We start from the raw sequence: 12,466 nt of genomic DNA on the forward strand, positions 1-12,466 counted from the left end.
GTCCCCAAAGAACTTCTTCCTCTCCATGCGAAGAATGAGCGGGGAGAGGACCGAGGAGAGGGGTAGCCTGAGAATGCCCCTCTCTCCGGCTCTCTCCCCACTCGTGCCTCGCAGGGCGAGAGGGAAAGCGGTGCGATGCCCGTGTTGTGCGTCCGGATTGTAAAGAATATACACTCAGCTAGGTCACACCGGGAGGTCGGACGGCTGTCACGGAGGCACAGAGACATGCCGAGAAAGCATCCGAAGCGTCTCTCACTCACGGGGGCAACGTTTCAAGCATGCTTTGCCGTCTCCGTGCCTTCGTGGGTCCGTGAGATCCCATACCTGTTCTGTCGCATCATTCGTTTCGAAGGTTGAGGCAGGATAATCCAGACGCCGATGCTTCCTCCCTATCCAAGCCAACACCACCCTCCCGGCTTCTGGACGCTAGCCCGCACGAATGGTTGCTGTTGTTGATAAGAATCGAACCCAAGATCTCTGTCCTCAGCGAACTGGCTGGGTTCAATTACCGGGCGTTCAATCGTTCCACGACTCTCGCGTTCACCGCCTCCCAGCAATCTGGTGATACGCCATCGGTCCATACCACGACAATAGCCAGGCCTTTGCGGTGAACTTGCGCGAGGCCCAGGCGCACATTATGCGCCCAAATGTTGCGCACAGCCTCCAACCCGTAGAAACCGAGATCGCTGTTGCCGCGGTAAATGGCGAAGAGCGCGGAGCGCATTCCCTCTCCACTAAGCTTGCCCTGCGAGCCGGAGCGGGCAATGGCCGTAACGAATGCGGCGTTGGTCGAGACGTGCGGATTTCCGGGCATCACTAACCGGGGCACATGTCGAGTGGAGTCCTCTAGCAGGCGGGTCTACAGTGAGGCGTGCAACTCGTGTCCTGCGAGGACTAACGAGTCAAGTTCGCTCCCCCTCGTCGAGCACGCGGCTATGAGCAATCCAAGAATGAACAGTATCGTTTTCACATTTTGATAAGACAGGTGAGCCGACTTTTTGTTTTTGCCGAACGACAGAACCGAACGGTAGCTGCCCCGCTGTGGTGACGCCCCCGACCCTCAAACTGCCAAGCGGTGCGGCTGTTCACTCCAGTGACTTGGTTAGGCGTCTTGTGCGCCACCCGCAGAGCCCTCCCAGTAAGAACCGGGCCGATAGTTGCCAAAGTACCAGTGGTGGCCTTCGAGGTCCGTTACGCCGTAGCCGCGCGCTCCGTAATCTTCATCACGCAGGGGCTGTGTGACTGTCGCTCCTGAGGCAACCGCTTGCGCGAAGTGTTGATCGGGGTCCGAAACGTAAACGCTAAGAGTCGCTGTATGGCCACCGGCCTTGCCCGGAGGCTGCCGGCCCCGCCTGGGTGAGCTCACCATGACTAAGCCAGTGCCGAGGCTAAGCTCGGAATGCTGAACGGTCCCGTCTGGACCGGGCACCACCAGACGTTTCGCGAAGCCGAAGGCCCGGCAGAGCCAGTCAATCGCCGCATTCGCGTCTGCGTAGGTCAGGCACGGATGAATGTCAGCCGACATTTTGTCATCGCTCATCGAGATCCCTTTCATCATCGCGGATGGTGACGCCTCACCTCAAGCGGAGAATCCTGCGTGGCGACGCGCGAGAGATGGATTTGGGAGCAGGGCTTGGTTCTTTGGCGCGCGGGATACTCCGCGGTTGGATTGTACCGATGCACCCGCGTCGTGCCTCGCAGGGCGAGAGGGAAAGCGGTGTGATGCGCGCGCACTGCGAACGGCCTGTAAATGAAGTTTCACTCGACTGGGTCACACCGGGAAGTCGGACGGCTCAAGATCTCTGTCCCCTGTCTCCATCGAACAGGCTGAGTCGTCGCGAATCCCAACGGAATTCTGTCCCTCAGCCCGGGGTTGGGCCGCGTCGGAGTGGACCTACCCCGGGTCACCTGCGCGTGTGTTAAATTCAACCCCAACGGGGTTGTGCCATGCGAGCCTTGTTCCCCAGGGTAGCCCCGCGTCCTCGGCCCAACCACGTCATCACACCGTCCACGATGAGGCGCCGTGAACGGCGCGCTCCGAAGGTCACGGCTTCACGAGGAAAATATGATGGCTCTGTCCTCCAGGTCCTCGACCGAGCTGAACTTTTTGCCGATCTGGCTGAATCGTTCCAAACCTTTGCCCATTGGAGGTTGGGTGGGCGGCTGGAGTCCCAAACCTCCATGGTGGGATTCTAGGCGTGCAAGTCGTTGGATTCTGTGGAATTCCGACGTGTTAAGGAGTGTTCAGCCCTTGTGAAATTTCTCGACGCGGAGAGCTGGGAAACACATCCCGCATCGCCTGCTGAATCAACCCTGCACTTTCTTCCGTTTCAGTTTTGTGCTCTGTTCCACCGCATGCAACTTCCTGTTCGCCTCGTTTGGCCCTTGCTCTGGGCTTGCCTCCTCTCGGTCCCGGCCGCCGCACTCGCGGAGTCCCTCTCGGGCTGGCATGCCTGTTTCAAAGCGGGACGCTACCTCGAAAACGCTCCACCCCCGAGCGGACGTCACTACGCGCCCAGCCGCGAAGTCGACATTCTCCACCAGAAACTCGAAGTCACCCCCGATTTCGAGAAGCGGTCGGTCGCCGGCAAGATTCAGATCGATTTCCAACCCATCGCCAAACCGCTCGAACTCTTGAAGCTCGACGCCGTCCGATTGTCCGTCGAAGCGGTGCAGTCCTCCCACGCCATCCGTGCCTGGGACAACACCGGGGAGTTCTTGCGCATCCACTTTCAGGAGCCCATCGCGGCGGGAAGCTCCAACTGGATTCGGATCGTGTATCAAGCCGACGAGCCTGACAAAGGACTCTATTTTCGAACCCCCGCGCAAGGCTACAAACCGGGCGATACGCACCTCTGGACCCAGGGGGAAATGCACGAAGCCCGTCATTGGTACCCCAGCTATGATTATCCCAACGAGAAATTCACGACCGAGATGGTCTGCCATGTGCGGGCGGGCATGGTTGCCCTCTCGAATGGACGACTCGTTTCTCAATCCACCAACAAGGCCACCGGACTCGTCGCCTGGCACTGGCTCCAGGACAAGCCGCACGTCAACTATCTCGTCACGCTTTGCGCGGGCTATTTCGAAAAGATCGAGGACGTGAAGGGAGGGGTGGCACTCGCTTTTTGGACCCCCCCCTCCCAGATCGCCTTCGCCAGGAACTCTTTCGCGGGAACTCGAGCCATGCTGGACTTTTTCGAAAAGGAAACGGGAGTGCCTTACCCGTGGGCGCGATACGACCAGGTGGTGGTGGACGATTTCACCTGGGGCGGCATGGAGAACACCACGCAGACCACCCTGACCGACAAGACTCTGTTCCCTGATGAACTCTCCGGCACCCGAACCAGCGTGCCGCTGGTCGCACACGAACTCGCCCATCAATGGTTCGGCAATTACGTCACCACCAAAGATTGGAGCCACATCTGGCTCAATGAGGGATTCGCGACCTACTACGAGGCGCTCTACACCGAGCACGCCAAAGGACGCGACGAATTCCTCTATGAGATGCTGGGCAATGCTCGAAGCATCCTCTCTCAGCCCAATGACATCCTTCCCGTGGTCTTCCGAGCCTACAAATCGCCCGAGGAACAGTTCGGCTACCGAGCCTATCCCAAAGGGGCCTGGATCCTCCACATGCTCCGCAACCAATTGGGACCGGATCTTTACCGGAAATGTGTCCACGAACATCTGAGACGCCACGCGCTGGACAACGCCACCACGGAAGATTTTGTGGGGATCGTCGAGGAACTGAGTGGACGAGATTGGGATCAGTTCTTCGACCAATACGCCTATCATGCCCACCATCCCGAGTTGAAAGCCGCCTACGACTGGGATGAGAAATCCCGGCTTGCCAAACTCTCCATCCAACAAACCCAGAAGCTCGGTCCCACCGTGTTGCTGTTCTCGGTCCCGCTGAAGGTCCGCTTCAAGGCGGATGGAAAACTCCACGACATGATCGCCCATGTTTCGAAAGGAGCCGAAGACTTTTACTTTTCCCTCCCCGCGCGGCCGGAATGGGTTCGAATTGATCCGGAGTTCGGCTGGCTCGCCCAAGTCGAGTTTTCCCCGCCGGCGGAAATGATCCACAAACAGTTGGTGGAAAAAGGGGATGTCATCGGACGCGTCTTTGCCGTCGAAAATTTGGGCCGGAGGCAGGACGCGACCTCCGTCGAGAGGCTCCGCCAGACTCTTCAAAACGATTCGTTTTGGGGCGTCAGGCTTGAAGCCGCCAAGGCCCTGACGCAAATCCACACGAAGACCGCCCGCACCGCGCTCATCCAATCCATCCGCCAGCCCGACGCGCGTGTCCGCCAGGAAGTGGTCCGTGGAATCGCGTCGTTTTATTCGGGGGACACGCCGGAAACGCTGCGGCGGGCGCTGGAGAACGAGTCCAATCCGGATGTTCAAGCCGTGGCTTTGCGCGCCTTAGCCGCTTATCCGCACATCCACACCCGGGAAATCCTGACCGAAAAGCTCAAGTCCAAGAGTTACAAGCAGAGACTAGCCCAGGCCGCGATCGAAACCATCCGAGCGCAGCGAGACCCCTTTTTCATCGAACCTCTCATGCAAGTGCTGCGGGAACGCGAATCGGAATTTACCAGCGCCGCTTTCGCCGAGGGATTGCAAACGCTTGCCAGACTGGCTGCTGATTTGGAATCCAAAGGTCCCAGCCGGGAATTCATCCTCCCGCACCTTCGTCATCCCAAGCAGGTCGTGCAATTGGCCGCCATCCGAGCCCTCGCGGAACTGGGAGATCCCCAAGCCCTGCCCGCGATCAACACATTCGTGGTGGAGATGAAGGACTCCCCGCGCCGCAAGGCCGCCGAGGAGGCGATGCGTGACTTGCGCTCCCGCCGCCGCCCCGCCGAGGAGGTCAACACCCTGCGTCAAGAGGTCCTCGATCTCCAAAAGCAGCAACGGGAGCTCCAACAAAAGTTCGACGAGTTGCGGAAACGCACCGAGGCCCTGACAACTCCCGGCGCCAGCAAGCCCGCCCCCGCCAGGAATAAGCCAAGCTCCAACCGCGGTTCCCGATGACGGCTTCCGCGCCTCTTCCCATCCCCGCCTCGCAGGCTGGTCAAATCGAGCCGCAGCAACCAGGGCGTCAACGCCGACAGGACTGCTCGGTCAACGACCGGTGTATCCTGGGGAGCGTGGATGTGTCGGAGACCCGCCCCAGCGCGCGGACAGATCAGAAGACTCCAGATTCTTTAACGTGCTGTGGCAGGTGGAAAAACGACCCAGCCACGCTCCTTTAGCCAGGGGACGGAGCGCCGATGGAATCGATGTGCTCTAGCCGGACGATTTCTCGATGCGCACCGCGCAAACCTTTAACTCGGCAGTATGAGTGGTGGGATCGTAACCCGAGCCGGTCAAGTTATTGACCGGCACATCGGCGAAGCTGAAGCTTGCGAACACGGTTCCTCGCGGGGATCGCTCCGTAGCCCGCACCTTGATCTTCACCGAACCGCGCCGGCTTGTCACCTTCGCCCAATCACCGTCCCGAAAGCCCCAGGCCACTGCATCCTGCGGGTGAATCTCCAAACTTTCCTCCGACAGCAGATAATCGATTCCCGAGGCGCGTCCGGTCTGAGTTCGGGTGTGGTAGCTTTGCAGTCGCCGTCCGGTGGTCAACCAGACCGGATACTCCGAATCGATCACTTCCGCCGGGTCGCGATAGCCGAGCACGCGAAACTTGCCTCTTCCATTCGTGAATTCTCCCACGTGCAGCATGGGCGTTCCCGGATGATCCGGGGTGGGCACCGGCCAATTCAAACTTTCCCTCGAGACACGCTCCCAGCTCAGTCCACCATAGGTCGGGGACAGCGAACAAAGCTCGTCAAAGACATCGCCTGCGGATTCATACTCGAACCCGGGCACGTCCAGACGGCGGGCGATCTGCGAAATGATCCACCAGTCGGGTTTGGCCACCCCGGGCGGCGGCACGGCCGCCCGCAATCGCTGCACTCTTCGCTCCGTGTTCGTGGCCACGCCTTCGGTCTCGGCCCACGCCGTTGCGGGCAGGACCACATGCGCCAACCGCGCCGTCTCCGTCATGAAGATTTCGATGACGACCAGGTGCTCCAGACTCTTCAACGCGTGCTCGCAATGAATCCGGTCCGGGTCCGAAACCACCGTGTTCTCCCCGTCGATCAGCATGGCGTGAATGGATTTTCCACACTCCTGCAAGGCCGTCACTTTCGTCATCGGTTGGCCTAGGTCCAGGTCCGGACGCTGATAAGCTTGCGCGAATTTGTCGCGCGCGGCGGCGTCGTCGATCCTCACGCTGCCTGGAAAGACGAAGGTCTCCGCACCGCAATCTCCGCAGCCCTGGATGTTGTTCTGGCCTCGCATCGGATTGATGCCGCCCCCTTCCACGCCCAGGTTCCCCGTCATCAGAGCCAGATTGCAAAGGCTCTGCACGTTATCCACCCCGCAAATATGTTCGGTAATGCCGAGGGTGTAGTAAATGCCACTGGGTTTGCCGCGCCCATAAAGCAAAGCCGCGCGCTCGATATCCACGGGCGGCACCTGGCAGATCGCGGAGGCCCACTCCGGACTGAACGCCTTGAGATGCCGCCGCCATTCTTCCCAGCCCTCCGTCCGGTTCTCGATGAATGCGCGGTCGATCAACCCCTCGCGCTCGATCACATGCGCCATGGCCAGCAACAACGCCACGTCACTGCCCACGCGAATCGGCAAATAGACGTCCGCCATCTCCGCCAATCGGGTCCGGCGCGGATCCGCCACCACCAGCGACGCCCCGCGCGCGATGGCTTTCTTCAAGCCTGTCGCGGCCACCGGATGGCACTCCGTCATGTTCGTGCCAATGCAGAAAATGACATCCGGCTTCGCCATGTCCGCGAGTGGATTAGACATCGCTCCCCGTCCGATGGTGGCCGCCAGACCGACGACCGTGGGACTGTGTCAAGCTCGACTACAGTTATCGATGTAATGCGTGCCGAAGCCGGCCCGGATGAACTTCTGCATGGTGTAGGCCGCCTCGTGAGGGGCGCGCCCGGAGGCGATGCCATAGACCGCGCGCCGGCCCTGCTTCCGCAACACCTGACGGAATCCTTCCGCCGCCACGTCCAAAGCCTCCTCCCAGCTCGCTTCCTTGAAAGTGCCGTCCGGCTGACGAATCAGGGGGTGCTTTAAGCGGTCCTCATGCTGAACGAAATCGAACGCAAACTGGCCTTTGATGCAGAGCGCGCCCTGGTTCGCAGGCCCATCCATCGCCGGTTGAACTCCCACCAGACGATCGCCCTTGGTCATCAAATCGACCGAACAACCCACGCCGCAATACGGACAAATCGTGCGGGTCTTGCGAATCTCCCCTGGTGCGTCCGCGGCTCGCATCGCTTTCTTGTCGGCCAGCGCCCCGGTCGGACAAGTCTGCACGCACTGGCCGCAAAAGGTGCAGGCCGAATCCTTCAATTTGTGGTCGAACTCCGTCGTGATCTGGGTCGCAAATCCGCGATTGCGAACACTGATCGCATAATCCCCCTCCTGCTCCGCGCACACCCGAACACATCGGTAACAGGAAATGCACAGATCATAGTCTCGCAAAATGAACGGGTTGTCGTCCTGACGATGACTGCGTCCGGACTGTTTCCCCTGAAAACGCCCATTGCGCGCCCTGTAGCGGTCGGCCAGTGTGGTCAATTCCTGAGAGGCATAGCCTCGCAAGGGATTGACCTCGACCTGACGGTTCTCGGAAACCACCAACTCCAGCAAGGTCCGCCGATGCTTCTCGATGGAGGGAGAAGTCGTGCGGACCTTCATGCCCGGAGCGGCCTTGGTCGTGCAGGAAGCCACGGGAGTCCGCATGCCCTCCACTTCCACAACACACAAACGGCACGCGCCAAACGCTTCGAGCCGTTCGTCGTAGCACAGAGTCGGGACTTCCCGCCTGGCCCGTCTCGCGACCTGATAAATCGTCTCGCCGTCGTGAAACTGAATCTCCTGGCCGTCGAGGGACAGAATGGACCGGACCGAACTCGGTGCAGAATTCATAAGAATGGATGCTCACGAGGCGCGAACCCGACATCAGTTCGCCACCGTCACGACGAAGATAACCGGGCGAATCCCGGCCTGACAAGCCGGCTGACGATCCGGAGGAAGAAAGCCGCCCGGCTTATCGACTGGCCCGAATGTCGTAGCAGTAGATCAGCTCCTGATCCCGGAGGTAAAGTTTGCCGTTCGAAATGACGGGGTGGGTCCAGATGCGCCCGTCGGGCGAGCGCTGAGTCGTCTGCGGGTCGAGTTTGAACCGGCCTTTTTCCTCCCAAGCCTTGGGCGATGCCACGGCCAATACCACCGTGCCGCTGCCTTCTTCCACGCAATACAACATTCCATCCGCCGCGCTGACTGCCCCTTTGCCCAGAGCCTTCGAGGCCCAAACTTCCGCGCCGCTCTTGAAGTCCTGACACACCCAGCCCGGTCCGTCAGAGTGGCCGTACAAATGGTCTCCGATCTGGATCACACCCCCGTGGTGATTCTTCATTACCTTGTTTTCGTACACGTCGGTGACCGAAAGATCATTCCCCAATTTGATCATCTTGCAGCCCACGCCATAACCCGCCGCCACATACACGTGACCGTCGTGATAAATCGGGGTTGGAATCACCGCCACGCGTCCGGGAAATCCTGACTTCCACAGCACCTTTCCGTCCGCTGCGTTCACCCCCACGATGTTCTGCATGGTCAATTGAACATATTGACGTTTTCCTCCGAATTCGAAGGGCACGATCGAGGCGTATTGCGCGCCATCGGTGAAATCCTTCGATCGCCACAGCACTTCTCCCGTTTTCGCATTCAAGGCCGCGAGGGCCCCCTGCGACCCGCCCGGAGTGCAAATCACTTGGTCGCCATCAACCAACACTGACTCGCAATAGCCCCAGCCCGGCACGCCTCCGCCCAGTTCCTTCATTTCCTTCGACCACACCACCGTACCATCCGACACTTTGGCGCACACTAACTTCCCCTGCCCGCCCAAAGCGTAAACGTAATCTCCGGCCACCGTGGGCGTGCCCCGCGGACCATCTCCCCACTTGTTCGGGTAACGCGAACCCAAGGGCGCGGACCAAAGGGCCTTCCCTGACTCCGCGTCGAAAGCCAGCATGTGCTCGGTCTGATCTTTCAAACCACTGGTGAAAAGTTTGCCTCGCACCACGGCGAACCCGGCGTATCCGAGGCCCCCTTCCCGTGACAGCCAAAGCCGCTTGGGACCTTCTTTGGGCCATTCCTTCAGGAGATTGCCTTCGTACGCATGGTCCTTGCGGTCGGCACCGCGCCATTGCGGCCAGTCCGCGGTCTGTACGGCTGGAGCCGCCATCGCCCAGAGAGCCATCACACAGGGGGCAGCGGCCATCCGGAGGAAATGCCGCGAAAAGGTAAGATTGAGCATTGAATTCATAGCATGTTCGAAACGATGGACGCTCGGATGAGGAACGTCATTCACCCCATGACACGGAGCAACGGCGGCGGTTACTACCAAATCTTGGCGCGAGATTCAACAGGCCTCCACATGGTATCGCCCTCCTTGATTTGGAAGGCGTCGTAAAATTCCTGCAGATTCACATGAGGCCCCACCGCGCGAAACTGGGCCGGCGAATGCGGATCCACCACGATCCTGCGCCGCAACTCCGCCTCGCGCCAGTTGACACGCCACAACTGGGACAAGGACAGGAAAAACCGCTGCTCCGGCGTGAACCCATCCACCCGCTTCCGTTTGGCGGGATCCCGCGCAAGCGCTCTCTGCATGGCCTCGAACGCGATCGACGTCCCTCCCAAGTCCGCGATGTTCTCGCCCAAGGTCAGCCGGCCGTTCACTTTCAAGCCCGGCAAAGCCTCGTAATCCCCGTACTGCTTCACGAGCTTCCCGGCGCGCGCCTCGAACTCGCGCGCATCGTCCTGAGTCCACCAGTCCTTCAAATTGCCGTCCGCGTCGAACTTCCGCCCCTGATCGTCGTAACCGTGGGTGATTTCATGTCCAATGACCACGCCAATCGCCCCGTAGTTCACCGCGTCATCCGCCGCCAGATCGAAAAAGGGCGGCTGCAAGATCGCGGCCGGAAACACGATTTCGTTCTGCAAAGGGTTGAAATAGGCGTTCACCGTCTGCGGCGTCATGTGCCATTCGGAACGATCCACCGCCTTCCCGACCCGGCCGAGCTGCCGCTTGGACTCCAAGGCCGCCGCGCGACGGATGTTGCCCACATAATCGTCCGTTTTGACGCGGAGCCCTTCGTAGGTCTTGAACTTTTCCGGATGGCCGATTTTCTGGGTAAACCGGTCAAACTTCGCCAGTCCTCTGGCGCGCGTTTCCGCCGACATCCAGTCCAGCTTGCCCAGGCGGTCCTGGAAAACGGCCCGCAAATCCTGAATCAACTCTTTCATGCGCACCCGGGCAGCGGGCGGGAAGTGCTTCTCCACATAGATCGCCCCCACCGCTTCGCCCACGCTTTGATCCAGGACGCGGGCCGCCCGCTGCCACCGCGGTTCCTGCCGCGGCTGCCCGCGCAACGCCGTTCCGTAAAACTCGAACGATGCCTCTTCCGCCTCCCGATGCAAATAGGGCGCCGCGCTGCGGATCACGTGCCAGCGCAAATAGGACTTCCACTCCTCCAGCGGACGCGCCCCCATTTCGCTCGCCATCGCTTCAAAAAACTTGGGTTGCCCGACGATCAAGGAATCCATTCTCGCCAGTCCAAGCTCGGCAAAATAGTCCTTCCACGCGGCGGATGGAAAACGCCCTCCCCATTCTCGAACCGGGAACTTGTTGTAGTTCGCCTCGGTATCGCGCAATTCCACGCGCGTCTTGCTCGCCTTTGCCAGGGCGGCTTCAAGCGCCAGAATGGACTTCGCTTTCGCTTCGGCCGCGCCGCTGTTGTCACCCGCCATGCGAAGCATGCGCGCGACATGCCGCTCGTACCCTTCACGCTGGCTGGCAAATCCCTCCGCAAGGTAATAGTCCCGATCCGGAAGGCCCAGCCCGCCTTGCCAGATCCGGAAGGCGTAGTGCGTGCTCTTCTTGGCATCCGGGCTCACTCCCGGCGAGAACGCCGCGTTCCAGTTTTCGAGATGCAGCCGCCCGAGCAAACGCCAGAGTTGGGCGTGAGACCGCAGGTGTTCGATCCGCTGGAGGTCTGCTTGGATCGGACGAAATCCGAGGGCGTCGATGCGTTGGGTGTCCATGGCCGAGCGATACAAGGCTCCCACGAGTTTGCCGCGGCGGCTTTTTTCACTCGCTGAAGCGGAAAGCTCCAGGATTTCGCGCACGAGCTCCCAATTGCGCTCCTGCAATTCCTCGAATCCCGACCAGCGCGATTTGTCACCCGGGACGGGGTTCTGCTTTATCCAGGTCCCGGCGGCAAACTTGAAAAAGTCGGTCTTGGGATCGACCGAGCGATCCATATGCGCAACGGAAAAGCGGAGGTTCTTCGCGGGTCCGGACTCCGCGGCGGTTCCCGGGGGAACAAGGCAGAGCAGGAGGACGCCCCCGAACATCGAGGGCCAGGACTTGGGCTTCAATCGCATGCCTGACCATGCGATACCCACCCCGCTTGATCAAGCCGCGAGCCGGGGCCTAAATCCGCGCGTAAGAATTCCGACGGGGTCGCGAAAGGTGTTTCGTGCGGCTGAAAGAGGCGCGGATTTAGAAAGGCCCGCTGTCGCGGGCATGATCGATGGAATGTCGATGATGCGAACTCGTCCATCGCACCTCCAGGCGTCGTGAAAACATGCGTTGCTGCGTGTTACCCGTGGATTTGGGCGGGTCCTTGATCATCGCTTCGCTTGGAATGGATCCTGCCACCTTCGCCGCGACGCATTGGACGCTTCTCCTGCCCGCCGCGCACGCGCAAGGCGGCACGGGCCGCGCGAAATCCAAGAATCATGCCGGCTCTACTCGCATCCACTCGACTTCTCCGCACGCAGGCACGGGACCCCACCGAAAGATGTCCGGGACGCGATGCAGGCATTCCTCCAACCGATAGGTTTCATCCCTTCCTTCCCTGCCCGTTTCCCTCCTTCGTCGGTGCCCCAGTCTGCATCCAGAAGTGAACAGTGTATCCACAGGTTGTCGGTGACCGGGTTGTCTTGGTAACGCAGACAGCCCTGTCTGCTATTTCGCAGGCTGCCCAGCCTGCGGGGCGACGAAGGGAACGAGGCGCGTGGAGAGCATGGAAGGGCTTTGTTCTTCACCCGCCGGGCCGACGGGCAGTCGGCGATACGGCAGCCTCAGACATCCTGACCTGGGGTGGAACCAGGATGAGCCGACCTGGCGGTAGATGAGACGGAGTTGGGTGGTCGGAAAGACGGTTTCTGTTTCAGTGAGGAGGATGCACATCTGGTGGATGGCGGCGCCCTGCAGCGTGTAATGCTCACGCGTATGTCGCAACAGTCCCTCCGACAGCAGCGCAGGCAAGGCCAGCAGGACTCCCCCGTTGGCGACATCATC

Annotated in this window: 7 protein-coding genes; 1 reads left to right on the forward strand and 6 read right to left on the reverse strand. The window is 60.4% G+C overall.

The window, feature by feature from the left end; all coding sequences use genetic code 11:
• Positions 1 to 505 precede the first annotated feature (505 nt).
• Both FJ404_17690 and FJ404_17695 read right to left on the reverse strand, forming a co-directional pair.
• On the reverse strand, positions 506 to 829 hold the full coding sequence (locus FJ404_17690; GenBank protein ID MBM3824687.1) for a hypothetical protein: 324 nt from the start codon (positions 827 to 829) through the stop codon (positions 506 to 508).
• Between the two features lie 273 nt (positions 830 to 1,102).
• Positions 1,103 to 1,540: a glyoxalase gene (locus tag FJ404_17695; GenBank protein MBM3824688.1), complete on the reverse strand. Its 438-nt coding sequence runs from the start codon at positions 1,538 to 1,540 to the stop codon at positions 1,103 to 1,105.
• Between the two features lie 815 nt (positions 1,541 to 2,355).
• Between FJ404_17695 and FJ404_17700 the strand changes: the two genes are divergently transcribed.
• Positions 2,356 to 5,040 (forward strand): hypothetical protein, encoded by a 2,685-nt coding sequence (locus FJ404_17700; protein ID MBM3824689.1) that lies wholly within the window; start codon positions 2,356 to 2,358, stop codon positions 5,038 to 5,040.
• 255 nt (positions 5,041 to 5,295) lie between these two features.
• Here FJ404_17700 and FJ404_17705 read toward each other — a convergent pair whose 3' ends face one another.
• The 4 genes from FJ404_17705 to FJ404_17720 all read right to left on the reverse strand — a co-directional run bounded on the left by FJ404_17705 (position 5,296) and on the right by FJ404_17720 (position 11,544).
• Entirely contained in the window at positions 5,296 to 6,882 is a 1,587-nt protein-coding gene (locus tag FJ404_17705; GenBank protein MBM3824690.1) for a formate dehydrogenase subunit alpha, read from the reverse strand.
• A gap of 48 nt (positions 6,883 to 6,930) precedes the next feature.
• Complete coding sequence (locus FJ404_17710; GenBank protein ID MBM3824691.1) at positions 6,931 to 8,019, reverse strand: 4Fe-4S dicluster domain-containing protein; 1,089 nt, start codon at positions 8,017 to 8,019, stop codon at positions 6,931 to 6,933.
• Positions 8,020 to 8,140: 121 nt separating this feature from the next.
• On the reverse strand, positions 8,141 to 9,412 hold the full coding sequence (locus FJ404_17715; GenBank protein MBM3824692.1) for a polyvinylalcohol dehydrogenase: 1,272 nt from the start codon (positions 9,410 to 9,412) through the stop codon (positions 8,141 to 8,143).
• A gap of 83 nt (positions 9,413 to 9,495) precedes the next feature.
• A complete protein-coding gene (locus FJ404_17720) occupies positions 9,496 to 11,544 on the reverse strand; it encodes a M13 family metallopeptidase (protein ID MBM3824693.1) in 2,049 nt (682 codons plus the stop codon).
• Between the last annotated feature and the right edge of the window lie 922 nt (positions 11,545 to 12,466).

Source organism: Verrucomicrobiota bacterium, from assembly GCA_016871495.1.
Classification (GTDB): Bacteria; Verrucomicrobiota; Verrucomicrobiia; order Limisphaerales; family VHDF01; genus VHDF01.

What these genes read in the sequence shown, in the direction of transcription:
- FJ404_17710 (MBM3824691.1), bottom strand. Translation starts at nt 8,019, where the DNA reads ATGAATTCTGCACCGAGTTCGGTCCGGTCCATTCTGTCCCTCGACGGC.
- FJ404_17705 (MBM3824690.1), bottom strand. Translation starts at nt 6,882, where the DNA reads ATGTCTAATCCACTCGCGGACATGGCGAAGCCGGATGTCATTTTCTGC.
- FJ404_17715 (MBM3824692.1), bottom strand. Translation starts at nt 9,412, where the DNA reads ATGCTCAATCTTACCTTTTCGCGGCATTTCCTCCGGATGGCCGCTGCC.
- FJ404_17720 (MBM3824693.1), bottom strand. Translation starts at nt 11,544, where the DNA reads ATGCGATTGAAGCCCAAGTCCTGGCCCTCGATGTTCGGGGGCGTCCTC.
- FJ404_17700 (MBM3824689.1), top strand. Translation starts at nt 2,356, where the DNA reads ATGCAACTTCCTGTTCGCCTCGTTTGGCCCTTGCTCTGGGCTTGCCTC.
- FJ404_17695 (MBM3824688.1), bottom strand. Translation starts at nt 1,540, where the DNA reads ATGAGCGATGACAAAATGTCGGCTGACATTCATCCGTGCCTGACCTAC.